The organism is Stakelama saccharophila (genome assembly GCF_032229225.1).
In the GTDB taxonomy this organism is placed as follows: domain Bacteria; phylum Pseudomonadota; class Alphaproteobacteria; order Sphingomonadales; family Sphingomonadaceae; genus Sphingomonas; species Sphingomonas saccharophila.
In genome coordinates this window covers 1,803,995-1,829,620 of record NZ_CP135076.1, presented here as the reverse complement: position 1 = coordinate 1,829,620, position 25,626 = coordinate 1,803,995, and the positions used below count along the sequence as shown (strand labels likewise).

Genomic DNA, 25,626 nt, shown 5'->3' with positions numbered 1-25,626 from the left:
CCTCAGGCCGCAGCCTTCGCCTTCGCCAGGGCATCGCGGATCGCATCGAGCGCGGCATCGGCCTTGGCACCATCAGGGCCGCCGCCTTGCGCCATGTCGGGGCGACCGCCGCCGCCCTTCCCGCCGAGCGCCGCGACGCCCGCGCGGACGAGATCGACCGCGTTGTGATTACCGGTGAGGTCGTCCGTCACGCCGACCGCCACCGAGGCGCGACCGTCACTGACCGCGACCAGCGCCACGACGCCCGAGCCGACGCGGTTCTTCTGCTCGTCGATCGCGCCGCGCAATGCCTTCGGGTCGAGGCCGTCGAGCACCTGGCCGACGAACTTCACGCCCGCGACGTCCTCCGGCCCCGCGGCCTGTCCGCCACCGCCGCCGAGGGCCAGCGCCTTTTTCGCCTCGGCCAGCTCGCGCTCGAGCTTGCGGCGTTCCTCGATCAGGCTGACGACACGCGCCGGAACATCCTCGGGCGTCGCCTTGAGCGCCACTGCCGCCTCGCGCAGGCGGTCTTCGCGCGCGCTCAACCACGCCCGCGCCGCTTCACCGGTAAGCGCCTCGATCCGGCGAACGCCGCTGGATACGGCGCTTTCGCCGACGATCTTGAACAGCGCGATATCGCCGAGGGCCCTAACGTGCGTGCCGCCGCACAGCTCGACCGAGTAATGCCTGTCGACGCCCTCGCCCATCGAGAGCACGCGAACCTCGTCGCCGTACTTCTCGCCGAACAGCGCCATCGCCCCCGCTGCGATCGCGTCGTCGGGGGTCATCAGGCGCGTCGTGACGTCGTCATTGTGGCGGATCTGCGCATTCACATCCGCCTCGATCGCGGCAATGTCTTCGGGGCTGAGAGCCGAGGGATGCGAGAAGTCGAAGCGGAAGCGGTCCGGTGCGACGAGGCTGCCCTTCTGCGTCACATGCTCGCCCAGACGATTGCGCAACGCTGCGTGCAGCAGGTGCGTCGCCGAATGGTTGGCGCGAATGCGGTCGCGCCGGTCGACATCGATGGCGAGATGGACGGTGTCGCCCACCGCGATCTCGCCCGCTTCGATCGTGGCATGGTGCGCGTGCAGACGGCCCAGCGGCTTCGACGTGTCGTCAACAACGGCACGCAAGCCCTTTTCATTGCTGATAGTTCCGGTGTCGCCGACCTGTCCGCCGCTTTCGCCGTAGAAGGGCGTCTGATTGGTCAGGATGACGACCTCATCACCCGCCCTGGCGCTATCGACGCGTGCCTTGTCCTTGACGATGGCGACGATCTGGCCCTCGCCTTCGGTGGCGGTATAGCCGATGAATTCGGTCGAGCCGGCTTCGTCGGCAATGTCGAACCAGATGTCGTCCGACGCCTGCTCGCCCGAGCCCTTCCATGCCGCGCGCGCCGCGCGCTTCTGTTCGGCCATCGCGGCATCGAACCCGGCGCGATCGACCGCCAGCCCTTGCGAGCGCAGCGCGTCTTCGGTCAGGTCATAGGGAAAGCCGTACGTATCGTAGAGTTTGAACGCAGTGGCGCCGGGCAGCGTATCGCCCTCGGCCATGCTCGCGGTCGCCTCGTCAAGCAGCTTCAATCCCTTGTCGAGCGTCTGGCGGAAGCGTGTCTCTTCCTGCAACAGTGTCGCCTCGATCAGCGCCTGCGCGCGGACCAGTTCGGGATAGGCATTGCCCATTTCGGTGACGAGACTCGGCACCATGCGGTGCATCAGCGGCTGCTTCGCACCGAGGAGATGCGCATGCCGCATCGCGCGACGCATGATCCGGCGCAGCACATAGCCCCTGCCCTCGTTCGCCGGCAGCACACCGTCGGCGACCAGGAATCCGCTGGACCGGAGGTGATCGGCGACAATGCGGTGACTCGCCTTGTGCTCGCCATCGGCGTCGGTGCCGGTCAGCATCGCCGATTCCTCGATCAGCGTGCGGAACGTGTCGGTGTCGTAATTGTCGTGCTTGCCCTGCAGAAGCGCCGCGATGCGCTCCAGCCCCATGCCGGTATCGATTGACGGCCTGGGCAGATCGCCGATGATCTTTCCGCCTTCCTGCACATATTGCATGAAGACGAGGTTCCAGATCTCGATGAAGCGGTCGCCGTCCTCATCCGGGCTCCCCGGTGGGCCGCCGGGGATTTCGGGACCGTGGTCATAGAAGATCTCGGAGCACGGACCGCACGGACCGTCATCGCCCATCGACCAGAAATTGTCCGAGGTGGCGATGCGAATGATACGATCGTCGGGAAGCCCAGCGACCCGCTTCCAGATTTCCGCCGCCTGGTCGTCGTCGTGATAGATGGTGACGAGCAGCCGGTCTGGATCAATGCCCCATTCCCTCGTCAGCAGGTTCCACGACAGTTCGATCGCGCGGTCCTTGAAATACTCGCCGAAGGAGAAGTTGCCGAGCATCTCGAAAAAGGTGTGATGCCGGGCGGTGTAGCCGACATTGTCGAGATCGTTGTGCTTGCCGCCCGCGCGCACGCATTTCTGTGCGCTGGTCGCGATGGAATAGTCCCGCTTTTCCGCGCCGGTGAAGACGTTCTTGAACGGCACCATGCCGGCGTTGATGAACATCAGCGTCGGATCGTTCTGCGGGACGAGCGGCGCCGACGGCACCTTGGCGTGGCCCTCTCCCGCGAAATAATCGAGGAACGAGCGGCGAATATCATTGGTCGAAATCATGCCCGCGATTTAGGCGGGCAAGGCGCATTGCTCAAGCGAAAGGGTGTGGGCTCAAGCGAAAGGGTGTGGCGCCGCGTTATGCAGCCTGTTCGCGCCCCTCGGGTGTGCGACGGCTCTTCGCTAAAGCGATCGCGCATACACCACGTCCTCGTGCCAGGTCTTGCCGACGAGAAATCGCCGCTCTCCCACGAGGCGAAAACCGTGACGCTCATAAAAAGCCCTTGCCCGATCATTCCTGCCGTATACGCCGAGCAGCACGCGCCGCCGGCCCAGCTTTCGCGCATCGTCGAACGCACGATTCATCAGCGCGCGGCCGACGCCCGAACCGTGCAGGCGCGAAAGCACGTAGATACGCTTCAATTCCACGTCTTCCGGGCCGGTTTCCAGCGGAAGGTCGGGGCTGGTCAGAACCGTATATCCCACCGGCGCTCCGCCCTCGCCTGCTTCGGCAACGGTGATCACGCTGCCCGGATCGGCGAACCAGGCTTCGAATTTCAGCGGGGCGTTGTTCGCGGCACAGTGGGCGACGATGTCGCTGCCGTCCAGGATGCCGGCGAAGGTATCGAGAAACGTCGCCGATGCGACCAGCGACAGCGCGGCGGCATCACCCGCCGCCGCGCGCCGCAATGCAAACACCGGATCAGCCGACAATTTCTTCCGGCTTGAAGAAGAAGGCGATCTCGGTCGCCGCATTTTCGTCGCTGTCCGAGCCGTGGACCGAGTTGGCCTCGATCGATTCCGCATAGGTCTTGCGGATCGTGCCCTCCTCGGCATTTTCCGGGTTGGTCGCACCCATGACGTCGCGATTGCGCTTCACCGCGTCCTCGCCCTCGAGCACCTGCACGACGACGGGACCCGACGTCATGAACGCGACGAGATCGTTGAAGAAGGGGCGCTCCTTGTGCACCGCGTAGAAGCCCTCGGCCTGCTCGCGCGTCATGCGGATGCGCTTGGACGCGACGACGCGCAGGCCGGCCTCCTCCAGCATCTTGGTGACCGCGCCGGTCAGGTTGCGGCGGGTGGCATCGGGCTTGATGATCGAAAAGGTCCGGTTCGCGGCCATGGCGGTCACGGGCTCCTGCAATTTTGGATTGGAAAGGTGGCGGCTCCCTAGTCGCGCTTGCTTGCCGATGCAAGCGCGTCAGGCCGCCTGTTCCCAGCGTCCCTGTTCGTTCTGCTTCCAGTAGCGGCGCTCGACACCGGCGCGATCGGCAAGCGCCTTCCACGCCTGACGTGCATCGGTGATCCGGTCTTCGTCGAAGAAATGAAAGGCGCGGTCGAACGACAGCGACCGGTCGCGCCAGATCCCATCGGCAAGCGCGATGTTGCGCGCTCCGTTTGCGGCCTCGGGTTCGCCGGAGATCAGCACCGGCTGGTTGGCGTCGTCGCCCGCGCCAGCCTGGGCATGGGGAAGGAAGCTGTCGGCCCGGTAACTCCACAACAGACGGTCCAGCGTTGCCCGTTGCGCTTCGCTGTCCGAAACGATCAGCAAACGGCCATTCTTTTCGATTACCCGCTCCGCGATGCGCGGCAGCGCGCGATCGAGCGGCATCCGGGTCAGATGATAGAAATCGACCTGCACACTCCCCTCCCGCTTGGGGGAAGGCCGGGCGAGGGCCTGAATGAATGCCCAGACCTTCGCCTTGCCCCGCCCTTTGACCTACTTCTCCAGATTATCCGCGACGTAGCGATCCAGCACGCGGACGCCGAAGCCGGTCGCGCCCTTGTCGAAATGGGCGCCGGGCTTGTCCGACCACGCCATGCCGGCGATGTCGAGATGCGCCCAGCGCACACCGTCCTGGATGAAGCGCTGCAGGAACTGCGCCGCCGTGATCGAGCCGGCTGCGCGCGGACCGACATTCTTCATGTCCGCGATCTGGCTGTCGAGCAGCTTGTTATAGGTGTCGTTCACCGGCAGTCGCCATAGCTTGTCGCCCGAGGCCAGCCCCGCCTTGATGAGACCGTCTGCCAGCGCGTCGTCGTTGGAGAAGATGCCGGCATGATCGTGCCCCAGCGCCACGATCATCGCGCCCGTCAGCGTGGCGAGGTCGATGATCGTCTTGGGCTTGTGCGTCTCCTGTACCCAGTGCAGCGCGTCGCAAAGCACGAGACGCCCCTCGGCGTCGGTGTTGATGACCTCGATGGTCTGGCCCGACATCGACTTCACGACGTCACCGGGACGCTGGGCGTTGCCGTCCGGCATGTTCTCGACAAGTCCGCAGACGCCAATGACGTTCGCCCTGGCCTTGCGCAGGGCGAGCGCCTTCATGGTGCCGGCCACCGCACCGGCGCCGCCCATGTCCCACTTCATGTCCTCCATGCCGGCACCCGGCTTCAGCGAAATGCCGCCCGAATCGAAGGTCACGCCCTTGCCCACCAGCGCGAGGTCCGGATTGGCGCCGTCGCCCTTTCCGTTCCAGCGCATCACGAGCAGCCGCGGCGCCTTGCGCGAACCCTGCGCCACGCCGAGCAGCGCCAGCATGCCGAGATCGCGCATCGCCTGTTCATCCAGCACGTCGATTTCGACGCCGAATTCCTTCAGATGCTGCGCGCGCTCGACGAAGCTTTCCGGATACAACACGTTCGCAGGCTCGGCGACCAGTTCCCGGGTGAAGGCCATGCCCTGCGTGATCGCGTCGGCGACCGCATAGGCGGCTTCCGTCCCTTCGGGTGCGCCGGCGATCGTGACCGTCGCCAGCGTCGGCTTCGCCTTTACCGGCTCCTTCGTCCGGTAGATGTCATGGCGCCAGGAGCGCTGTACCATCGCCGCTGCGAAGCGCGCTGCGGCCTGGGCCGAAGGCTTGGCGGGTATGGAATCGAAGTCGACCGCCGCCGTCTCGACACCGGAACTCAGATACCGCGCGGTGATCGCGCCGCCGGCCCGCTCGTAATCGCCCTCGTTGCCACTGCCGATGCCCAGCAGGACGGTGCGCGCCGCCTTGCCGTTTCGGCTCGTGAAAACCTCGACGGTGGCGCCCGCATCGCCTTCGAACCGGCTGGCCTCCGCGGCGCCGACCAGAAGTGCGCGGGTATCCGTATCGCCGAGCTCAAGCCGGTCCAGCCCACCCTTTTCCACCGGAAGAATGAGCATCTGCGTTTCGGGCAGCGAGGTAGCGAACTGGATTTTCATGCCGACCATATTCCTTGTCTTCTTGTCGATAGCTTGCGAGTGCTCCGCATGTAGGGAGATAATAGGCAAACGGCAAAGTCCGCTTGTGATTGCGATGCGCGGGCACCGGTGCAATAGGGCGCGCTCACGCATCGGCCGATTGCCGAAAAAGGGAGTGACAAGCAGACGTGAGGCGCAAGGCCCTGTTGTGTACCGGCGCGCTGTCGCTGACGATGCTGGCCGCCTTGCCGGCATCGGCGCAGGACCTGCTCGATCGCCCGGCCGCGCCACCGCCGCCCGATCAGCAACCACCCGCCGACAGCGAGCAGATTCGCTTCAGTGCGGAGCAACTCGAATATGACAGCGAGGCCGATGTCGTTACCGCCACGGGCAACGTCCGTCTCTTCCGACAGGGCAGCCGCCTCCGCGCAGACCAGGTCGTGTGGAACCGCCGGACCGGCCAGGTCGTGGCGACCGGAAACATCGCGATCACCAATCCCGAGGGCGACGTCGCCTATGGCGACCGTATCGAACTGACCGATACGCTGCGCGACGGAATGGTCGAAAACATGCTCGTCGTGCTCGATGAAGGCGGCCGCATCGCCGCCGCGCGGGGCTCGCGCCAGGACAACGGGGTCATCCGCGTCGAACATGCCGCTTATACCGGCTGCTCGGTGGAGACCAGCGACGGATGTCCGAAGGAACCGTCGTGGAAGATTACCGCTGCCCGCGTCATCTATGACCCTGCGACCAGCAGAATCAGATACAGCGGCGCGCGCCTGCAGTTGTTCGACCTGCCGGCCATTCCGCTGCCGGCCTTTTCCCACCCTGTCGGCGGCGGCAATGACGACGGGCTCCTCGGCCCCGACATCCGGTATGACCGGGTCAACGGCGTAGAAGTCGCCGTCCCCTATTTCTGGAGCTTCGCGCCCGACCGCGACCTCACGATCACGCCGCATGTCTTCACCGACGCCCTGCCCGTGATCGAGGGTGAATATCGCGAATTGAACGACCTGGGCGCCTTTCGCATTCAGGGTTTCGGGACCTATTCGCGTCAGAGCGACGATCAGGTAAGCAACCTCACCGCCGCTGGCAGCAACAACGAGTTCCGGGGATATCTGGATGCGGTCGGACATTACCAGTTCGATTCGCACTGGAGCGCCTCTACCTCCCTGCGAATCGCATCCGACGATACCTTTCTGCGCCGCTATGACATTTCGCGCGATACGCGGCTGCGCAACAATGTGACGGTCGCTCGCGTCGATCGCGACAGTTATCTGTCGGTCGCCGGTTGGGCGGTGCAGACTCTGCGCCTCGACGAAAAACAGGGCATGCAGCCCGTCGCCTTGCCGGAGATCGATTATCGGCGGCGGCTGGGTCTGCTCGGCGGCACGATGATGTTGCAACTCAATACGCTCGCCATCACGCGGGACGAGGGGCAGGATACGCAGCGCGCATTCGCATCCGCACGCTGGGATCTGCGCAAGCTGACCCGCTGGGGCCAGGAGGTCACGTTCACCGCATATGCCCGCGGCGACGTTTATCGCGCCGACGACACGCTGCTGACGGACGTGGTGCGCTATCGCGGCGAGGAAGGCGTGAACACGCGTGCGATCGGCGCGCTCGCGATCGACGTCAAATGGCCGCTCATCGGGAGCTTTCTGGGCGGAACGCAGCAACTGACGCCACGCGTTCAGATCGTGGCGTCGCCAAAGGTCCGCAATCTCGCCATTCCCAATGAGGATGCCCGCGCGGTCGATCTGGAGGATTCGAACCTCTTCGCGCTCAATCGCTTTCCCGGATATGACCGGTTCGAGGATTCGACGCGTTTCACCTATGGGCTGGACTGGCAGGCGGACCTGCCCGGCCTGTCGATCGTGACGACGGTGGGACAGAGCTATCGTCTGTCGTCGGACCCGACGCTCTTTCCGGACGGCACGGGACTGACCGACCGCTTCTCGGATTTCGTCGGCCGGACGGAGGTCCGCTTTCGCGACTTCGTGTCGTTCACCCACCGCTACCGGCTCGACAAGGACAATTTCGCGGTGCGGCGGAACGAGATCGATGCAACGGTCGGATCGCGGGCGACATACGCCATGCTGGGTTATCTCCGGCTGAACCGGAACATCACGCTCGATCTGGAGGATCTGCGCGACCGGGAAGAGGCGCGCGTCGGCGGCCGCGTCGCGATCGGTCGCTTCTGGTCCGTGTTCGGCGCCGCCACCGTCGACCTGACCGACCGGCGCGAGGACATCTATTCCCAGGCCGACGGATTCGAGCCGGTGCGAAGCCGACTGGGCGTCGCGTATGAAGACGACTGCCTGAAGCTTGGCCTTACATGGAAGCGCGATTATGAGGATACCGGCGACGCGCGGCGGGGAAACAGTTATCTGCTGACACTGTCTTTCAAGAATCTGGGGCGCTAAGCCGCGGTTCAGGCACAATCTGCCAGGGCGACAGCAATTGCCACCGAAAGGGTGAAGAGGTTCGACATTTTGGCTAAGACGATGATTAACAAGGTTTCCAGCTTTGGCCGCGCTTTCGGCCTTGCCGTCGGACTGTGCGCGACGACCGCATTGGTGGCGCAAACGGTCCCGGACGAATCGAGCCCCGATGCCGGGCTCGACCTGCCGGCGAATCTGGAAATCTTCGGCGATGCGAACCCGAACGTGCGCAAGCCCACGGCGATCGTGAACAATGCCGTGATCACCGGCACCGATATCGACCGCCGCGTCGCGATGGTGACGGCGCTCAACGGACTGGACCTGAAGAACGACAAGCAGCGCCAGCAACTGCGCCTTCAGGTCTTGCGCTCGTTGATCGACGAGACGCTGGAGATTCAGGAAGCCCGCGCCAACGAGATCGAGGTAACGCCCGAGGAAATCAGCCAGGCCTATGTGCGGTTGTCGCAGCGCTTCAACCGCTCGCCAGAGGAGATGACGGCCTATCTCGACAAGGTGGGATCGTCCGAACAGTCGCTGAAGCGACAGATCCAGGGCGAGGTCGCCTGGAACCGTCTGCTCGAGCGCCGCGTCGAGCCGTTCGTCAATGTCGGCGATGAGGAGGTGCAGGCCATCCTCGACCGATTGGAAGCGTCGAAGGGCACGGAGGAATACCACCTCAAGGAAATCTTCCTCCGTTCAACCCCGCAGAACAGCGATCAGGTGTTCGCGCAGGGCAAGCAATTGATCGAACAGATGAAGCAGGGTGCGCCGTTCGAATATCTGGCGCGGACCTATTCCGATGCCACGACGCGCGCGGTCGGCGGCGATCTGGACTGGGTCCGGCTCGATACCCTGCCGGAGGCCCTTGCCGACGCCGCGCAGCAGTTGAGCATCGGTCAGGTCGCGGGTCCGGTCGAGGTCGGTGGCGGCTTTTCGATCCTGTACCTGGCCGACAAGCGCCAGGTCCTGACCGCTGATCCGCGCGATTCGGTGCTCCATCTGCGCCAACTGACGCTCAATTTTCCCTCGGGCACGACGGAAGCACAAGCGCAGGCCCGCGCAGCCGAGTTCGCGAAGGCCACTCAGAAGATCCAGGGGTGCGGCGATGCCGAAAATACCGCGAAGGAAATCAATGTCGAAGTGGTCGACAACGATTCCGTGCGCGTCCGCGACCTGCCTCCGCAACTGCAGGAAATCATGCTGAAGATGAAGGTTGGAGAGGTCACGCCGCCGTTCGGCTCCGCCGATCAGGGCGTGCGCGTGCTCGTCCTGTGCGGTCGCGACGACGCGCGCGGCGCTTCCCTGCCCTCTCCGAGCCAGGTGCAGGCCGGCCTTGAGCAGGATCGCGTCAACCTGCGGGCGCAACGAATGCTTCGCGACCTGCGACGCGACGCCATCATTGAATATCGCTGAAACGGAGGAAGCGGCAGATGATCCCGCCGCTCGCAGTCGCGATGGGAGACCCGGCCGGTGTGGGGCCGGAAATCGTTGCCAAGGCCTGGATGGCACGCGGCGTTCATTCGTTGACGCCGTTTTTCGTGGTCGGCGATATGCAGGCGATCTCGGCTGTCTGGGACGGACCCGTCGCCGCCATCGACCGTCCCCAGGAAGCGGCGGCCGTCTTCGCCACCGCGCTGCCGATCCTGACCGTGCACAATTCGGGCAATACGGTTCCGGGGAAACCGGATACCGAGGGTGCGCGCTGCGCCCTGCAATCGCTGGAAACGGCGGTGGGCCTGACGCGATCGGGGGCCGCCGGCGCATTGATAACCGGCCCGGTGTCGAAGGCCCGCCTCTACGATATCGGCTTCACGCATCCCGGCCAGACCGAATTCGTGGCCGAGCGTTGTGGCGTTTCGCGGGACAATGCGGTGATGATGCTCGCCGGGCCGACGCTGCGCGTGGTCCCGATCACAACGCATGTCCCGCTCGCGTCGGTGCATGACCTGCTCACCACCGAACTCGTCGCTGCCAAGGGCCGGGCAACGGCACGGGGTCTGATCCGCAATTTCGGGATCAGCCGGCCTCGATTGGCCTTTGCCGGTTTCAATCCGCATGCCGGCGAAAGCGGCGCGATCGGGCAGGAGGAGATCGACGTCATCGCTCCGGCAATCGCGCGGTTGCGCGACGAAGGCATCGACGCCACCGGCCCGTTCGCGGCCGACACCATGTTCCACCCGCGGGCGCGGGCGAATTTCGATGCCGCCTTGTGTCCCTATCACGATCAGGCGCTGATCCCGATCAAGACCCTGCATTTCGATGAGGGCGTGAACATGACGCTCGGGCTTCCCATCGTTCGCACCTCGCCCGATCACGGGACGGCGTTCGGCATCGCCGGCACCAACCAGGCGGAGCCGGGGGCCATGATCGCCGCGCTTCGCCTGGCGGCGAGCGCCGCCGAACGCCGAAGCGAGGCGCTCGCGTCGCGCGACAAATGACCGCGCCCGACCTCCCGCCGCTGCGCGAGGTGATCCGCGCGCACGGCCTTCAGGCCAGCAGGGCCCTTGGCCAGAACTTTTTATTCGATTCCAATATCCTTGGACGGATTGCTGATATTCCGGGTGATCTTGCGGGGCGGCCCGTGCTGGAGATCGGCCCCGGCCCCGGCGGCCTGACCCGGGCGTTGCTCGCAGCCGGCGCGCGCGTAATTGCCATCGAACGCGACCATCGTTGCATTCCCGTGCTGGCCGAGCTGGCCGACGCCTATCCAGGGTATCTCGAGGTGATCGAAGGCGATGCGCTGGAGGTCGATCTGTCCGCCCGGTTCGGGCAGAAACCCTCGATCGTCGCGAACCTTCCCTATAATGTCGGAACCGCATTGCTCGTGTCGTGGCTGTCTGCACCGTGGACGCCGTGGTGGCGCGATCTGACGCTGATGTTCCAGCGCGAAGTCGCGGATCGCATCGTCGCCGAACCGAACACCGCGGCATATGGGCGGTTGTCGGTCCTGGCCCAATGGCGTGCTGCGGCCAGGATCGCGATGCCGGTTCATCGCTCCGCCTTTACCCCGCCGCCGAAGATCATGTCGGCGGTGGTCCACATCGTCCCGGTGGAGCAGCCGCGCGATGTCGCGTTTTCTTCGCTGGAGCGCTTGACCGCGGCGGCATTCGGTCAACGCCGCAAGATGCTGCGGCAAAGCCTGAAGGCGGTGCCCGGCGCGGTTGCCGCGCTGGAGCGCTGTGGCATTGCACCGACGCGTCGGGCCGAAACGGTCAGTGTCGAAGAGTTCGTAGCCCTTGCACGGGCGCTGGACGCCTGAGACGGATCAGTCGTCGCCCGCCGGTTTCGGTTCGACATCCTGCTGTGCGGTGGCGGTCGCCTGTTCGGGCGGGCCGCGGCGGATAACGGCGGCGAGCTGATCCGCCTGGCTGCAGGTCGCGCCGCAAATCTTGCGCATCTTCTTCAGATTTTCCTCGGCGCTGGTCACCGCGCCCTTTGCCACCATCGCCTCTCCCTGCCCGCGCAGCGCGGCGAGATCGGTGGGGTCGAGCTTCAGCGCCTCGCGATAGAGCCGGATGGCCTTGCCGGTCAGCCCCTGCCGCTTGGCGACCACGGCCATGTCGACGAATGCCTCGCGGTTGCGCGGATCGACGGCCAGCGCCGTTTCATAGAGGTCCGTCGCACGCTGCAGCTCGCCTGCGGCGCGGGCGGCATCGCCCTTCTTCACCAGGGCGATGGAGCGCGGGTCGATCTGGTCGTCAGGACGCTGTCCGTACAGCGAGGTCGAAACGCAAACGAGCGTCAGGGCGACGGCAGCCGACACGGCGGTAATACGCATAAACGTCTCCGATACTTTCCCGGTTTCAGCTAGCATGGCCGCGACAGCTTCGCGACAAAAAAGCCGTCTGTCGAGTGGCGCGCGGGGGTCAGCCGCACGCCGCCGCCGTGCGCGTCGCCCGCAGGCAGGGACAAGGGCTCGGCGCGCCAGCCCGGATGACGGTCCAGAAACTGCGAGACCTGATCCACGCCTTCGCGGTCGAGCACCGAACAGACGATATGGACCAACGCTCCGCCGGGGCGGACCAGTTGGCTGCCGATGTCCAGCAATTCGGCCTGCTGGGCCACCAGGCGGTCCAGCCGCTTCGGTGTCAGGCGCCAGCGGGATTCCGGGTTGCGACGCCACGTGCCCGTGCCCGAACAAGGGGCGTCGACCAATACAATATCGGCCTGGCCCTCCAGATCCGCCAACTGTTCGCGTTCGCCGTCGCTATCGAGAAGGCGCGTTTCGACGATCGACACCCCGGCGCGTTCGGCGCGTGGCGCCAGCCGCTCCAACCGCCGCTTCACCGTGTCGCACGCGAGGATGCGCCCGCGATCCGCCATCAGCGCCGCCATCGCCAGTGTCTTTCCCCCTGCGCCGGCGCAGAGGTCGACCACGGTCATGCCCGGCGCCGCGCCCGGCGCCAGCGAGACGATCTGGCTGCCCGCGTCCTGGATCTCGAATGCCCCGTTGCGGTAGAGCGGCAAGCGATCGACCGTAAGCTCCTCATGCACGCGCAGGCCCATCGGCACCGCGTCGATCGGCGATGTATCCGGCAAGGCCTCGGCCACATCCTCGATCTTGGCTCGCAGCGGATTTACCCGGAGATCGAGCGGCGCGCGGGCCAGAAGAGCATTGCGTTCGAATGCGTCGATGCCGGAACGATCGAGTTCGTCCACGAGCCATTCGGGAGCATATCCCTCCGTCGCGGGTACTTCCTCGCCCGCGATGGATGACGGTCCGTACCGTCCCGCGCCGAAATGTTCGATCAGGTCGGGCCGGCGCCGGGCCAGCGCCAGCATCGCGGTGCGGCCGCTTTCCGGGCGATCGCCCAGCAACCGGATGGCGTCGTAGACCACGGCACGGATCGCCTTGCGATCTTTCGACCCGGCATAGCGTCGCTCGCCGAAATATCGTTGCAGAATCGTGTCGGCGGCTGCGCCCTGGTCGCGCGCTGCCTCGATGATACGGTCCAGGACCTCGATTGCGGCCTGAGTTCTCGCGGACGGTGTCACGGCGTCAGCGCGTCGGGTAGTTGGGCGCTTCCCGCGTGATCGACACGTCGTGGACGTGGCTTTCGCGCAAGCCGGCGTTGGTGATGCGGACGAAGCGGGAGCGCTCGCGCAGATCGGTCAGCGTCTTTGCCCCGGTATAGCCCATCGCCGCCTTCACGCCGCCGACGAGCTGATGGATGACGTCGCTCGCCGGCCCCTTGAACGGCACCTGCCCTTCGATTCCCTCCGGCACCAGCTTGAGCTGGTCCTTGATATCCTGCTGGAAATAGCGGTCCGCAGAGCCCTTCGCCATGGCGCCGACACTGCCCATGCCGCGATAACTCTTATACGTGCGTCCCTGGTACAGAAAGGTTTCGCCGGGCGCCTCTTCGGTGCCGGCGAGCAGCGAACCGATCATCACGCTCGACGCGCCGGCCGCAAGCGCCTTGGCGACGTCACCCGACGACCGGATGCCGCCATCGGCAATGACGGGAACGCCGGATTTGTCCGCTTCCTTGGCCGATTCCATCACGGCGGTGAGCTGCGGCACGCCGACGCCTGCCACCACGCGGGTCGTGCAGATCGAACCCGGTCCGATCCCGACCTTGATGCCGTCGGCGCCCGCGTCGATCAGCGCGCGTGTCGCCTCCGGCGTGGCTACGTTGCCGGCGATCACCTGAACCGAGTTGGAAAGCTTCTTCACCCGTTCCACGGCGCGGGCCACGTCGCGATTGTGGCCATGGGCAGTGTCGATGACGACGAGGTCGAGTTCGGCATCGACCAATGCGGCCGTGCGTTCATACCCCTTGTCGCCCACCGTGGTCGCCGCCGCGACGCACAGGCGTCCGGCCGCATCCTTGGTGGCGTTGGGATAGGTGACCGCCTTTTCGATATCCTTCACCGTGATCAGGCCGACGCAGCGATAATCGTCGTCGACAACGAGCAGCTTCTCGATACGGCGCTGGTGCAGCATCCGCCGCGCCTCTTCCTGCGTCACTTCGGCAGACACGGTGGCGAGATCTTCGTGCGTCATCAGCTCGGAAACCGGTTGATTCGGGTTTTCCGCGAAGCGCACGTCGCGATTGGTGAGGATACCGACCAGTTTTCCGCTTCTGTCGGTGACGGGGATGCCGCTGATATGGTGGCGGTCCATCAGCGTCTGCGCATCGCGCAGCGGCGCATCGGCGGTGATGGTGATCGGATTGACCACCATGCCGGACTCGAACCGCTTGACCTGACGGACGGCGGCGACCTGTTCGTCGACGGTCATATTGCGATGGAGAACGCCGATACCGCCCAGTTGCGCCATCACGATCGCCATCTCGGCCTCGGTCACCGTGTCCATCGCGGAAGACAGGAACGGGATGTTCAGGGCCAGTCCCTTTGCAACCTTCGTCCGCGTGTCGGCCTGGCTCGGCACGACGTCCGATTCCGCGGGGAGGAGGAGAACGTCGTCGAAGGTGAGACCGAGAGGGATTTCCATGGGTGAGACTACCAGTTCCTGATCGCGTGCGGGAATTTGGCGGCCCATGTAACCAAGCCTCTCGCGCTAGGCTAGAGGGCGGTGTGCACGGGCCAGCAATTCCCGCGCCTGCTCGACATGCATCGCTTCGATCATCCGGTCCCGGAAGCGTTCTGCTCCGCCCGTGGCGGCGGCGACCAGCGCCTCGGCTTCCTCGACCTCCGAAGCGTCGGGGCCGAAGGCACGGGTGGCGACCTCGAGCTGGTTCGGGTGGATGAGCGTCTTGCCATCGAACCCCATCGCCCGCCCTTCCCGGCACTCCACCGCCAGGCCGTCGGCATCGCCCAGCGCATTGAAGACGCCGTCGAGCGCCCAGCAGCCGCCGGCCCGCGCCGCGAGCACGATCGTCTGAAGCGCGAGGGCGAGCCCTTCCCTGCCGGCCGCCGGCGGAATGCGCAGGCCGGCCCGAAGGTCGTTCGTACCGGCGATGAGACCGGCCACGCGAGGCTGGGCGGCGATCTCCGCCCCCGCCAGAACGCCGGCGGGCGTCTCGATCATCGCTATGACCGGAATACCGACACGCGCGCACAGCTCGTTCACCTGCATCGCGTCTTCCGCTTTCGGCAGGATGACGAAATCCGCGCCCGTGCCGCGGGCGGCGGCGACATCTTCGCCGTGTTCGGGCGTATCGCTGGCATTGATCCGGACAGCGAGGAGGCGGTCGCCAAAGCCCTCGCCGATGGCGTCGACGGCGGCAGTGCGGGCGGCGGCCTTCTGTTCCTCGGGCACGGCATCCTCCAGATCGAGAATCACCATGTCGACGGCGAGCGTGCGCGCCTTGGCGACCGCGCGCGGATTGGAAGCGGGAAGAAACAGCGCCGTGCGCGGCGCCAGTGGAAAGGATGGCTTTGTCATGGGGCTGTGCTAGCACCAGTTATCACGGATTGCTCGGGGAGAGTCGGGACATGAGCGCTTTGGTTACGGTCGTCATATTCCTGGCCGCACTGGTCCTGTTTTACCTCTTCGCCAGCGTGAAGATCGTTCATCAGGGCTATCAATATACGATCGAGCATTTCGGCCGCTTCACCACCGTCGCGAAGCCGGGGTTCAACTTCTATCCGGCCTTTTTCTATCAGGTCGGGCAGAAGGTGAATATGATGGAGCAGGTGGTCGACATTCCCGGCCAGGAAATCATCACCCGCGACAATGCGACGATTTCGACCGACGGCGTCGTTTTCTTCCAGGTCCTCGATCCGGCCAAGGCCGCGTACGAGGTCGCCGATCTGCAACTTGCGCTGATGAATCTGGCGACCACCAACCTGCGTACCGTCATGGGATCGATGGATCTGGACGAAACACTGTCCAAGCGCGACGAGATCAATGCGCGCCTGCTGTCTGTCGTGGACCACGCCACCACCCCCTGGGGCGTGAAGATCACGCGCGTCGAGATCAAGGACATCCGCCCGCCGCGCGACATCGTCGATTCCATGGCCCGACAGATGAAGGCGGAGCGTGAGAAGCGCGCCAATATCCTCGATGCCGAAGGGGACCGAGCATCCGAAATCCTGCGCGCCGAGGGGCAGAAACAGGCCAAGATCCTGGAGGCGGAGGGGCGCCGCGAGGCCGCCTATCGCGACGCCGAGGCTCGTGAGCGGGCCGCCGAAGCCGAAGCTGCCGCAACCAAGGCGGTCAGCGAAGCGATCGAGGCAGGGTCGAGCCAGGCGATCAATTACTTCGTCGCGCAGAAATATGTCGAGGCGGTCGGAAAATTCGCCACTTCGCCCAATGCCAAGACCATCCTGTTTCCGGTCGAGGCGACGCAGTTGGTCGGCACGATCGGCGGGATCGGCGAGCTGGTGAGAGACGCGCTGGACGGCAATAAGCCGGCCTCCCCACCCGCTCCGCAGCCTCCGACGCGGCGCGGGCCGTTCGAACGGTCTTCGGAATAAGCGGTGGACTGGCTTTCCGGAGGCGCACTCTGGCTGATCGCGGCCGCACTGCTCGGCATCGCCGAGTTGCTGATTCCGGGCGTTTTCCTGGTCTTCGTCGCGCTGGCGGCTGCTGTCACCGGGATCCTGACCCTGCTGTTCCCGGAACTGAACGTCGCCGGCCAGTTGATCGTATTCGCCGCATGGTCGGTCGTGATCGTCCTGATCGGAAAGCGCTGGTACGGCAATGCCGATGAGCCATCGGACGACCCCCGCCTCAACGACCGGATAGCCCGCCTGATCGGCGAAACCGTAATCGTCACGCAGGCGATCGAGAACGGCGTCGGTCGCGTGCGCGTGGGCGATGGGGAGTGGAGCGCGCGCGGGCCGGATACCCCGGCAGGAAGCCATATGCGTATCACCGGGCAGCGGGACGGCGAGTTGACCGTCGAGCCGCTATCGTCCAGCCAGAACGGCAACGCCTGACAGGAAGCTCCAGGGAGAATTTGTTGATGTTTACCGATCGCCGTTCGCTGCTGAAGGCAATGGGCGCGGGCACGGCCCTGTCGTCGCTGCCGCTCAAGGCGCTGGCCGCCGAAAATTCCGATGTCGCGGCGGAGACGATGCTTTCGCACATCGCGGAAGCGATGATGATGGACTTTCCCGAGCAGGCCACCAGCCTCGGCATCGATACCGACGGCCGGGCGCCGCTCAAGGCGCGGCTGACGGATCGCTCGGCCCTGGGCCAGCGGCTCGTCGCCGATCACCTGCGCGCCCACCTCGCCAATCTCGACACGCTGGACGAAGCGGCGCTGAGCGATGCGGTGCGTACCGATGTCGAGGTCGTGCGCACCGCCTTCGATCTCGCGCTGCGCGGGTTCGCCTTTCCCTATGGCGACGTCTCGGTCGGCAGTTACCGCAACTCGCCTTATGTCGTGATCCAGAATGTCGGCGCGTTTCTCGACGTGCCGCAGATGCTCGACAGTCAGCACACGGTGAAGAACGCAGCCGATGCCGACGCCTATCTCGCCCGGCTGGAAGATTATGCCGCCGCCCTGGACGGCGAGACGCAGCGGTTGAAGGCGGACGGCGCGCAGGGCGTGATCGCCCCCGATTTCCTGCTCGACAAGGCGCTGAAGCAACTGGCGATCGCGCGGTCCGGCGATGTCGAGGACTGGACGATCGTCACGTCGCTGGCCGACCGGACAAAAGACATTGCCGGGGACTATGGCAAACACGCCGCCACGATCGCGCGCGACATGGTCGCGCCGGCGCTCGATCGCCAGATCGCCGTCCTGAAACAGCATCGAACGCATGCCACCCATGATGCCGGGGCGTGGAAGCTGCCCCAGGGCGAGGACTATTACCGCTGGGCCTTGCAGGCCGGCACGACGACAACGCTGTCGCCGGACGAGATCCATCAGATGGGGCTCGATCAGCTTCACGACCTGCAATCACAGATGGATGTCATCCTGAAGCAGGAAGGCTATTCGCGGGGCACGGTCGGCGAACGCATGGCGGCGCTGGGCAAGGACCCGAAATATCTCTTTCCCGACAATGACGAGGGCCGGGCGCAGATCATCGCACTGCTGCAGAAGTCGATCGACGATATGCGTGCGCGGATGCCGCAGGCGTTCCATACGCTGGTGCCCGGCAATGCCGAGGTGAAGCGCATGGCGCCCGAGGTCGAACCCGGTGCGCCTGGCGCCTATGGCGGGGCGGGATCGATCGACGGCACGGTGCCGGGGCGTCTGTGGATCAACCTGCGCACGACGAAGATCTGGCCGCGCTACGCCTTGCCGGACCTGGCGTATCACGAGACGATCCCGGGGCATGTCTGGCAGGGCGAATATACGTTCAAGCTGCCGCTCGTCCGCTCCCTGATCGCCTTCAACGCCTATTCCGAGGGCTGGGCGCTCTACGCCGAGCAACTGGCGGACGAACTCGGCGCCTATGCCGACAATCCGCTGGGGCGGCTCGGTTATCTGCAAAGCCTGGCGTTTCGCGCCTGCCGTCTGGTGGTCGACACCGGCCTCCACGCCAAGCGCTGGAGCCGCGAACACGCGATCCAGTGGTTCGCCACGACCAACGGCTCCACGGTCGAAGAGGTTCAGGGCGAAGTCGACCGCTATTGTTCCTGGCCCGGCCAGGCGTGCGGCTACAAGGTCGGCCACACGACCATCAATCGCCTGCGCGACAAGACCAAGCGGGCCTTGGGCGCGAAGTACGACTTCAAGGGCTTCAACGACACCGTGGTCACTGGCGGCGGTGTGCCGATGAACGTGCTCGAACAGAATGTCGACCGGCACATCGCCAGGCAGAAGGCATAGGCCGAAACGGGAGGGCTATGCTTCGCCCGCGCGCGCACCGATCGCGTCCAGCTCCAGGCCTCCGCTGCGCCATTCGCGCCCGCCCAGCTCGGTGCGGCTGCGCGGCAAGGCCTCCGGCATCTCGTCACGGATAAAGGCCAGCATCGCCTCACGGATGTCGCAGCGCAGGTCGAATGCGGTGCCTGCATCCGCTGCGGTGGCAAGGATGCGCACTTCGATGGCGTCGCTGCGCGCGTCGGTGACCTGCACGCCCTTGGCGCGACCATCCCAGCGTGGATTGGTCTGAATCACTTCGTCGCTCTTGGCCCGGATGCGATCGACGTCGGCGGTCGGATCGAGATAAAGAAACACCGTCCCGAGCAGTTTGCTCGACTGGCGCGTCCAGTTCTGGAACGTATCTTCCAGAAAACGGCTGACGGGCACGACCAGGCGTCGTTCGTCCCAGATGGCGACGATGACATAGGTCAGCCGGATCTCTTCGACGCGGCCCCACTCGCCGTCGACGATGACGACGTCGTCCAGCCGGATCGGCTCGGTAAAGGCCATCTGGATGCCGGCGATGAGGTTCTTCAGCGCTGGTTGTGCCGCGGCCCCCACCGCCAGAGCGGCTAACCCGGCCGACGCCATCAGCGTCACACCGACGCTGCGCACGCTCGGGATGCTCAAGAGCATTAGGCAGATGGTGATGAAACCGATCACCATGATTGCGATGCGGGTTAGGATCGCGGCGCGTGTCCGGCGCTGCCTGGCGCGCAGATTGTCGGCGACGCTGATATCGGCCTGAAGCTCGATCACACGGTGGACCGCGCGGACCATGGCGATCGCCAGCCAGCCGACCAGCAGCGGGACGGCCATGGCCGCGATGCGGACCCAGAGTTCAGCCAGCCGGTCCGACAGGTGAAGCGCTTCGCGGACGAGCGCCAATGCAAGGCCGACCAGGATCCACCGCAACGGACGCCGGGCACGGCGCAGGAATATTTCATCATGCGAGATACTCGTGCCGCGGACGACGCGTTTGAGAATCTGCATCGTGATCAGGTGAAGGATGAGCGCGATACCGATGGCAAGCGCGACGTAGACGATGTCCACAACGATCGTCGGCACGTTCCAGTCGCCGATCCTGATATCCGTCATAGCCGCATCAACGCTGTCATCGGCAAGGGTTCCCCATCCGATCAAAAAACACCGCTCTGCACCCCGGACGCAGGCGGCATTCTTTGGGTCAACGGGCTTTGGGACGACGAGGCAGAAGCCAACCGCTCAGGCGGCTTCGCTGACCTTCGGCCCCGCATCCCGGACGCCGTCGTCCACATGGTCCGCGAACTGCGCGAAATTGGACGCGAACAGCTCGATCAGCTTCGCCGCCATGGCGTCATAGGCGGCCGGATCGGCCCATGTGCTCCGCGGGTCGAGAATGGCGTCGTCGACGCCTTCGACGCTGACCGGCACTTCGAACCCGAAATTGGGATCGGTGCGGAACGCGGCGTTCTTCAGGCTGCCGTTCAGCGCCGCGTTCAGCAGCGCTCGCGTCGCCTTGATCGGCATGCGCTGTCCGACACCGTATTTGCCGCCCGTCCAGCCGGTATTCACCAGCCAGCAGTCCACCCCGCCCCTGGCGATCCGTTCCTTCAGCAAGTTGCCGTAAACCGACGGATGGCGCGGCATGAACGGCGCACCGAAACAGGTCGAAAAGGTCGCCTCCGGTTCCGTCACGCCGATTTCGGTTCCCGCCACCTTGGCCGTGTAACCCGACAGGAAATGATACATCGCCTGTTCGGGAGTGAGCTTCGCGATCGGGGGCAGCACCCCAAACGCGTCGGCCGTCAGCATGATGATGTTGCTGGGCACCGGCCCCATGTTTTCGGCCGAAGCATTGGGAATGAAGTCGATCGGATAGGCGCCGCGGGTATTTTCGGCCAGGCGGTTGTCGTCCAGATCGAGTTCGCGCGTGGCATCGTCCATCACGACATTTTCGAGAACGGTGCCGAAGCGTCTCGTGGTCGCGAAGATCTCCGGCTCGGCATCCTCGGACAGCCGTATCATCTTCGCATAACAACCGCCTTCGAAGTTGAAGACCGCGCTGTCGGACCAGCCGTGCTCGTCGTCGCCGATCAGGGTGCGATCGGGATCGGCGGACAAGGTCGTCTTGCCGGTTCCGGAAAGGCCGAAGAACACCGCGGTATCGCCGTCCGGGCCGATATTGGCCGAACAGTGCATCGGCATGATGCGCTTTTGCGGCAGGAGGTAATTGAGCAGTCCGAAGACCGACTTCTTCATTTCCCCGGCATAGGCAGTGCCGCCGATCAAGATCAGCTTCTCGGCGATGTTCACGGCGATGACGGTTTCCGAGCGGCAGCCGTGGCGCTTCGGATCGGCCCTGAAGCTCGGCAGGTCGATGATGGTATAATCCGGGCTGAATCCGGCCAGCTCCTCCGGCTCCGGGCGCACCAGCATGGTACGGATGAACAGGTTGTGCCAGGCAAGCTCGTTGATGACGCGCACGTTGACGCGGTGCGCCGGCTGCGATCCGCCGAACAGGTCCTGGACGAACAGGGTGTCCTTTTCCCGCAACGCTTCCAGGAAATCCGCCTTCAGGTTGGCGAACGCCTCCGGCGCCATCGGTTTATTGACGGGGCCCCACCAGACCGAATCTTCCGTCTCGCTGTCGCGCACGAGGAATTTGTCCTGCGCAGAGCGCCCGGTGTGCCTGCCCGTCTCTACGACCAGCGGCCCGTCCTTGGCCAGACGGCCTTCGCCGCGCCTGACGGCCTGTTCGATCAGCGAAGTCGAACCAAGATTGTGGTGAATCGAAGCGGCCGTCTCGATCGCCGTCGCATCGAGGCCGACACGCAGGGTGCGCTCGGTCAAATCCTGTCTCCCCATGACGCCCGAGAGCGGGCGCCGCATTCGTTTGTAATGGTTATGACCCTCGCATAGAACCGCGCCGGCTTGTCGTCAAACCACCTGAATCATATGATTTTTCGCATAACCCCGGCGGTTACGATGGTTCGATGCTGCGAACGCGGTTGAGCGCCACCCCCCTTTGCCTTAATCGGGTCGTCCACACGTCTATCGGGACACAGGCCTGCCGCAGATGACCGACACGATCGCCCTGGTCGACGACGATCGCAACATTTTGACCTCGGTCTCCATCGCGCTTCAGGCCGAGGGGTTTCTGACGCGCGTCTATTCCGACGGCGAAACGGCGTTGAAGGCCCTGGCCGAGAATCCTCCCGATCTCGTCGTACTCGACATCAAAATGCCGCGCCTGGACGGGCTGGAGCTGCTCCGGCGCCTCCGGGAAAAGAGCAGCGTTCCCGTGATCTTTCTGACGTCGAAGGACGATGAGCTGGACGAGGCGCTGGGCCTCGCCATGGGCGCCGACGACTATATTTCCAAACCCTTCTCCCAGCGCCTGCTGATCGCCCGCATCCGTGCCATCCTGCGCCGGGCGGAACAGCGGGGGGGCACCACCGACGGGCAAGAAGAGGAAACCCAGCCGATCCTGGAACGGGGGCGGCTGCGGATGGATCCGGCGCGGCACCTCGTCACCTGGGCTGGTGAAACCGTTACGCTCACCGTGACGGAGTTCCTCATCCTGGAGACGCTGGCGCAACGACCGGGCATCGTGAAGACCCGCAACCAGTTGATGGATGCCGCCTATCAGGACGACATCTACGTCGACGATCGCACGATCGACAGCCATATCAAGCGGGTGCGGCGCAAGTTCCGTCAGGTCGACCCCGAATTCGACGCCATCGAAACACTCTATGGGGCGGGTTATCGCTTTGCCGACGAGTGACGAGCGCGCGCTGACGCTGCGCTGGTCCGGCCGTGTTTCGCTCACGCCGCGTATCCTGGCCGTCAACATCTTTGCGCTGGCATTGCTGGCCGGTGGTTTCTTCTATCTCGATTCCTATCGCGCCCGGCTTGTCGACAGCCGGGTTGCCCAGGCGGGGCGGGAGGCGCAATTGATCGCGCAGGCACTGGTATCGGTTCCCGACACTTCCCGGATTCCATTGATCCTGCGTCTGGCGGCGAGCACCGGATCGCGTGTTCGCGTCTTCGATCAGCAGGGACGCGAAGTGACGGACAGCCTGCAATTGGGTGTCCGCAATTTTCGCCTGTTGCCGGCGCATAGCGATCGCTGGCAGGTGCGTTCCGCACGCCTGCTCGACACCATCTTCGACGCCGTCGCCGGAACCAAGGCCGCCCCGCCCTATCGCGAAATCGCCCCCGAACGCGGCCTGCGCTGGCCCGATGTCCGCACCGCCCGTCGCAGCGAAGGGACTCCGGCAACCGTCTGGCGGGCACCCGACGGAACGCCGGTGATCACCGCCGCCGCTTCGCTGAACGGCAACGGCGTCGTGATGACGACGGTGAACGCGCGCAGCATCACCCAAACCGTGCGGCTGGAGCGATACCGCCTGGGCGTCGTCCTGCTGATCGTGTCGCTGGTGTCTATCCTGCTGTCGCTGTTCCTCGCCAGGACGATCGTGCGACCGCTGCGCCGGCTGGCGCGCGCAGCGGTGCGGGTGCGCCTCGGCCGCGCCCGCGAGGTCGTGGTCCCGCGCCTGCCGTCGCGGCGCGACGAGATCGGCATGCTTGCCCGCGCCCTGTCCGACATGAGCCAGGCCCTGCGCGCCCGCATCGACGCGACCGAGGCGTTCGCCGCCGATGTCACACACGAACTGAAGAACCCGCTGGCGTCGCTACGGTCCGCTACGGACAGCCTGGCATCCGTGCGCGACCCGGACCTGCAGGATCAACTGCTGGCGGTAGTGCGCGACGATGTCCACCGGCTCGACCGCCTTATCGGCGACATATCCGATGCCTCCCGCCTCGACGCGCAGTTGAGCCGCGCCAAATTCGATCCGCTGGATCTGGTGGCGATGCTGGACGCGCTGGTGGCGCAGCGCCTCGCGCGCGGGATCGAACACCAGGTCCGGCTGCGTTTCGATCGCCCGGCCGAATCGCATCTGTTCGTGATGGGTGAAGGCGCGCGGCTGGAACGCGTCTTCGAGAACCTGATTGACAATGCCATCTCCTTCTCCCCGTCCGGTGCGCTCGTCGTCCTGTCCGCGGACCGGGAAGACGGCGACATCATCGTCCGGGTGGAGGATGAGGGGCCGGGGGTGCCGGAAGAAGCGCGCGAGGCGATCTTTCGCAGGTTCCACTCCGTCAGGCCGGAAAGTGAAGCCTTTGGCAGGCATTCCGGCCTGGGCTTGGCCATTGCCCGCACCATCGTGGAAGGGCATCAGGGGACGATCGCGGTCGAATCGCGGGAGGACCGGTTGAGCGGCGCCCGCTTCGTCGTCCGCCTGCCGGCCGCGAGCGGCGGTGCTGAACGGAACCGGGGATGACAGAATTATCGTCCGAGACCCTGCATGCGACCTGCGTCGCGATCGGCGGGCTTGCGGTGCTGATCGAAGGGCGTTCGGGAAGCGGGAAGTCGGATCTCGCCCTGCGCCTGATCGATCGCGGCGCCAGTCTCGTCAGCGACGACTATACGCTTGTCACGCGCAGGGCGGGCACGCCGATCGCCAGCAGTCCGTCGACCATCGCAGGAAAGATGGAGGTGCGCGGTATCGGCGTCGTCACCGTCGAAGCGTCGGAGCCGGCCCCGGTCGCGTTGATCGTCGAGATCGAGGATTCGCCGCCGCGCATGCCGTCCGGGCGGACCACGCGCCGGATCGCCGGCGTCGAAATCCCGGTCGGGGCGGTGGCGGCGCTTGAACCGTCGGCGCCCATCAAGGTGGAAATGATGCTGCGCAGCCTCGGGGCGACCGACTGATGGCCATGCGCGGCCCCAAGGAAATCCTGCTCGTCACCGGCATGTCCGGTGCCGGCAAGTCGACAGCGCTCCGGACCCTGGAAGACATGGGATGGGAGATCGTCGACCAATTGCCGCTCTTGCTGCTGGACCGGCTGCTCGCGACCAGGCTTCCACAAGGTGCCGCCGACGACCATGCGCCCCTCGCCATCGGGATCGGCACCCGAACCCGCGGTTTCGACGCGCTGTCGATCGTCGAACGTATCCGCAAGCTTCGCGACGATCACGACCATCATATCGGCGTGCTGTTTCTGGATTGCAGCGGCGGGGAACTGGAGCGCCGCTTTTCCGAGACACGCCGGCGCCATCCCCTCGCCTCCGATCGCCCGGTCGGCGACGGGATCGTCCGCGAGCGCGAATTGCTGGCGCCGCTGCGTGCGACAGCGGACCGCCTGATCGACACCAGCCGCTTTTCCACCAACGACCTGCAGCACCTGGTGAGAAAGACGTTTGCGACGGCACGCCACGGCGAAACCGTGTTGTCGGTACAATCCTTCGGCTTCGCTCGCGGTCTTCCGGCCGGGGTGGATCTGGTCTTCGACATGCGATTTCTGCGGAATCCGCATTGGCAGACCGAACTTCGTCCCGGCACGGGACGGGATCAGGACGTCGCCGACTATATTGCCGCCGACCCGGCATATGATAGTGCGCTGCAACAGATCGAGTCGCTGTTGCTGACCCTGCTGCCGCGATATCAGGCGGAAGGAAAATCCTATGTCGCGGTGGCGTTCGGATGTACCGGGGGCCGGCACCGGTCCGTCCATGTCGCCGAACGGGTAGCGGCGCGGTTGCGTGAGGAAGGTTTTTTCCCCACGTTGACGCATCGGGATCTGGGTACGGCGCCTACCGACTCGCTGGAGGGTGCGCCGACCGTATGAGGAATCGA

22 protein-coding genes are annotated in these 25,626 nt (G+C 65.2%); 11 read left to right on the top strand and 11 right to left on the bottom strand.

All coding sequences use genetic code 11. The features are described 5' to 3' along the window. Positions 1-2 precede the first annotated feature (2 nt). From alaS to RPR59_RS08435, 5 genes are all read right to left on the bottom strand, one after another. Positions 3-2,660 (bottom strand): alanine--tRNA ligase, encoded by a 2,658-nt coding sequence (gene alaS, locus RPR59_RS08455; RefSeq protein WP_313913017.1) that lies wholly within the window; start codon positions 2,658-2,660, stop codon positions 3-5. A 120-nt stretch (positions 2,661-2,780) separates the two neighbouring features. Beyond that, a complete protein-coding gene (locus RPR59_RS08450; RefSeq protein WP_313913015.1) occupies positions 2,781-3,311 on the bottom strand; it encodes a GNAT family N-acetyltransferase in 531 nt (176 codons plus the stop codon). After that, positions 3,301-3,723 carry a nucleoside-diphosphate kinase gene (gene ndk, locus RPR59_RS08445; RefSeq protein ID WP_313918423.1) on the bottom strand — a complete coding sequence of 141 codons (423 nt, stop codon included), beginning with the start codon at positions 3,721-3,723 and terminating at the stop codon, positions 3,301-3,303. The genes RPR59_RS08450 and ndk overlap by 11 nt, the downstream gene beginning before the upstream one ends. 78 nt (positions 3,724-3,801) lie before the next feature. Continuing rightward, the gene (locus RPR59_RS08440) at positions 3,802-4,242 is read right to left on the bottom strand and encodes a DNA polymerase III subunit chi (RefSeq protein ID WP_313913013.1); all 441 of its coding nucleotides are present in this window, start codon (positions 4,240-4,242) and stop codon (positions 3,802-3,804) included. 78 nt (positions 4,243-4,320) lie between these two features. After that, positions 4,321-5,790 (bottom strand): leucyl aminopeptidase, encoded by a 1,470-nt coding sequence (locus RPR59_RS08435; protein WP_313918421.1) that lies wholly within the window; start codon positions 5,788-5,790, stop codon positions 4,321-4,323. Positions 5,791-6,002: 212 nt separating this feature from the next. Here RPR59_RS08435 and RPR59_RS08430 point away from each other — a divergent pair, with 212 nt between their 5' ends. From RPR59_RS08430 to rsmA, 4 genes are all read left to right on the top strand, one after another. Then, positions 6,003-8,195: an LPS-assembly protein LptD gene (locus RPR59_RS08430; RefSeq protein WP_313918419.1), complete on the top strand. Its 2,193-nt coding sequence runs from the start codon at positions 6,003-6,005 to the stop codon at positions 8,193-8,195. A gap of 81 nt (positions 8,196-8,276) precedes the next feature. Beyond that, entirely contained in the window at positions 8,277-9,626 is a 1,350-nt protein-coding gene (locus tag RPR59_RS08425; protein WP_313913011.1) for a peptidylprolyl isomerase, read from the top strand. Between the two features lie 17 nt (positions 9,627-9,643). Continuing rightward, a complete protein-coding gene (gene pdxA, locus RPR59_RS08420) occupies positions 9,644-10,651 on the top strand; it encodes a 4-hydroxythreonine-4-phosphate dehydrogenase PdxA (RefSeq protein ID WP_313913009.1) in 1,008 nt (335 codons plus the stop codon). After that, positions 10,648-11,472, top strand: a complete 825-nt coding sequence (gene rsmA / locus RPR59_RS08415) for a 16S rRNA (adenine(1518)-N(6)/adenine(1519)-N(6))-dimethyltransferase RsmA (RefSeq protein WP_313913006.1) — start codon at positions 10,648-10,650, stop codon at positions 11,470-11,472. Before pdxA ends, rsmA begins: the two co-directional genes overlap by 4 nt. Before the next feature lie 6 nt (positions 11,473-11,478). Here the strand turns inward: rsmA and RPR59_RS08410 are convergent, their stop codons facing one another. The 4 genes from RPR59_RS08410 to RPR59_RS08395 form a co-directional block, all read right to left on the bottom strand. Beyond that, entirely contained in the window at positions 11,479-11,991 is a 513-nt protein-coding gene (locus RPR59_RS08410) for a tetratricopeptide repeat protein (protein ID WP_313913004.1), read from the bottom strand. Between the two features lie 29 nt (positions 11,992-12,020). Then, complete coding sequence (locus RPR59_RS08405) at positions 12,021-13,208, bottom strand: RsmB/NOP family class I SAM-dependent RNA methyltransferase (protein ID WP_313913002.1); 1,188 nt, start codon at positions 13,206-13,208, stop codon at positions 12,021-12,023. A gap of 4 nt (positions 13,209-13,212) precedes the next feature. Continuing rightward, positions 13,213-14,670, bottom strand: a complete 1,458-nt coding sequence (gene guaB, locus RPR59_RS08400; protein WP_313912999.1) for an IMP dehydrogenase — start codon at positions 14,668-14,670, stop codon at positions 13,213-13,215. Positions 14,671-14,736: 66 nt separating this feature from the next. Continuing rightward, a complete protein-coding gene (locus tag RPR59_RS08395) occupies positions 14,737-15,564 on the bottom strand; it encodes an HpcH/HpaI aldolase/citrate lyase family protein (RefSeq protein ID WP_313912996.1) in 828 nt (275 codons plus the stop codon). Positions 15,565-15,614: 50 nt separating this feature from the next. Here RPR59_RS08395 and RPR59_RS08390 point away from each other — a divergent pair, with 50 nt between their 5' ends. From RPR59_RS08390 to RPR59_RS08380, 3 genes are read left to right on the top strand one after another with little or no spacing between them, the layout of a single operon-like run. Continuing rightward, positions 15,615-16,598 carry an SPFH domain-containing protein gene (locus RPR59_RS08390; RefSeq protein ID WP_313912994.1) on the top strand — a complete coding sequence of 328 codons (984 nt, stop codon included), beginning with the start codon at positions 15,615-15,617 and terminating at the stop codon, positions 16,596-16,598. A 3-nt stretch (positions 16,599-16,601) separates the two neighbouring features. Beyond that, on the top strand, positions 16,602-17,063 hold the full coding sequence (locus tag RPR59_RS08385; RefSeq protein ID WP_313912992.1) for an NfeD family protein: 462 nt from the start codon (positions 16,602-16,604) through the stop codon (positions 17,061-17,063). Positions 17,064-17,089: 26 nt separating this feature from the next. Continuing rightward, a complete protein-coding gene (locus RPR59_RS08380; RefSeq protein ID WP_313912990.1) occupies positions 17,090-18,907 on the top strand; it encodes a DUF885 domain-containing protein in 1,818 nt (605 codons plus the stop codon). A gap of 15 nt (positions 18,908-18,922) precedes the next feature. Here RPR59_RS08380 and RPR59_RS08375 read toward each other — a convergent pair whose 3' ends face one another. Next, positions 18,923-20,041, bottom strand: coding sequence for a mechanosensitive ion channel family protein (locus RPR59_RS08375; RefSeq protein ID WP_313912989.1), 1,119 nt, complete (start codon positions 20,039-20,041; stop codon positions 18,923-18,925). 126 nt (positions 20,042-20,167) lie between these two features. Further along, entirely contained in the window at positions 20,168-21,790 is a 1,623-nt protein-coding gene (locus RPR59_RS08370) for a phosphoenolpyruvate carboxykinase (RefSeq protein ID WP_313918417.1), read from the bottom strand. 211 nt (positions 21,791-22,001) lie between these two features. Here RPR59_RS08370 and RPR59_RS08365 point away from each other — a divergent pair, with 211 nt between their 5' ends. The 4 genes from RPR59_RS08365 to rapZ are packed head-to-tail and all read left to right on the top strand — an operon-like array spanning position 22,002 to position 25,618. Further along, a complete protein-coding gene (locus RPR59_RS08365) occupies positions 22,002-22,709 on the top strand; it encodes a response regulator transcription factor (protein WP_313912986.1) in 708 nt (235 codons plus the stop codon). Beyond that, positions 22,678-24,270, top strand: a complete 1,593-nt coding sequence (locus tag RPR59_RS08360) for a sensor histidine kinase (RefSeq protein WP_313912984.1) — start codon at positions 22,678-22,680, stop codon at positions 24,268-24,270. Before RPR59_RS08365 ends, RPR59_RS08360 begins: the two co-directional genes overlap by 32 nt. Further along, a complete protein-coding gene (locus tag RPR59_RS08355; protein ID WP_313912982.1) occupies positions 24,267-24,701 on the top strand; it encodes an HPr kinase/phosphorylase in 435 nt (144 codons plus the stop codon). Before RPR59_RS08360 ends, RPR59_RS08355 begins: the two co-directional genes overlap by 4 nt. Further along, positions 24,701-25,618 carry an RNase adapter RapZ gene (rapZ, locus tag RPR59_RS08350; protein ID WP_313912980.1) on the top strand — a complete coding sequence of 306 codons (918 nt, stop codon included), beginning with the start codon at positions 24,701-24,703 and terminating at the stop codon, positions 25,616-25,618. The genes RPR59_RS08355 and rapZ overlap by 1 nt, the downstream gene beginning before the upstream one ends. Positions 25,619-25,626: the final 8 nt, after the last annotated feature.

Coding starts and splice junctions, on each gene's coding strand:
- RPR59_RS08410 (WP_313913004.1), bottom strand. CDS start 11,991: ATGCGTATTACCGCCGTGTCGGCTGCCGTCGCCCTGACGCTCGTTTGC.
- RPR59_RS08360 (WP_313912984.1), top strand. CDS start 22,678: ATGGGGCGGGTTATCGCTTTGCCGACGAGTGACGAGCGCGCGCTGACG.
- RPR59_RS08375 (WP_313912989.1), bottom strand. CDS start 20,041: ATGACGGATATCAGGATCGGCGACTGGAACGTGCCGACGATCGTTGTG.
- RPR59_RS08425 (WP_313913011.1), top strand. CDS start 8,277: ATGATTAACAAGGTTTCCAGCTTTGGCCGCGCTTTCGGCCTTGCCGTC.
- RPR59_RS08430 (WP_313918419.1), top strand. CDS start 6,003: ATGCTGGCCGCCTTGCCGGCATCGGCGCAGGACCTGCTCGATCGCCCG.
- RPR59_RS08355 (WP_313912982.1), top strand. CDS start 24,267: ATGACAGAATTATCGTCCGAGACCCTGCATGCGACCTGCGTCGCGATC.
- RPR59_RS08380 (WP_313912990.1), top strand. CDS start 17,090: ATGTTTACCGATCGCCGTTCGCTGCTGAAGGCAATGGGCGCGGGCACG.
- RPR59_RS08370 (WP_313918417.1), bottom strand. CDS start 21,790: ATGGGGAGACAGGATTTGACCGAGCGCACCCTGCGTGTCGGCCTCGAT.
- RPR59_RS08395 (WP_313912996.1), bottom strand. CDS start 15,564: ATGACAAAGCCATCCTTTCCACTGGCGCCGCGCACGGCGCTGTTTCTT.
- alaS (WP_313913017.1), bottom strand. CDS start 2,660: ATGATTTCGACCAATGATATTCGCCGCTCGTTCCTCGATTATTTCGCG.
- pdxA (WP_313913009.1), top strand. CDS start 9,644: ATGATCCCGCCGCTCGCAGTCGCGATGGGAGACCCGGCCGGTGTGGGG.
- RPR59_RS08390 (WP_313912994.1), top strand. CDS start 15,615: ATGAGCGCTTTGGTTACGGTCGTCATATTCCTGGCCGCACTGGTCCTG.
- RPR59_RS08365 (WP_313912986.1), top strand. CDS start 22,002: ATGACCGACACGATCGCCCTGGTCGACGACGATCGCAACATTTTGACC.
- rsmA (WP_313913006.1), top strand. CDS start 10,648: ATGACCGCGCCCGACCTCCCGCCGCTGCGCGAGGTGATCCGCGCGCAC.
- rapZ (WP_313912980.1), top strand. CDS start 24,701: ATGGCCATGCGCGGCCCCAAGGAAATCCTGCTCGTCACCGGCATGTCC.
- guaB (WP_313912999.1), bottom strand. CDS start 14,670: ATGGAAATCCCTCTCGGTCTCACCTTCGACGACGTTCTCCTCCTCCCC.
- RPR59_RS08435 (WP_313918421.1), bottom strand. CDS start 5,790: ATGAAAATCCAGTTCGCTACCTCGCTGCCCGAAACGCAGATGCTCATT.
- ndk (WP_313918423.1), bottom strand. CDS start 3,723: ATGGCCGCGAACCGGACCTTTTCGATCATCAAGCCCGATGCCACCCGC.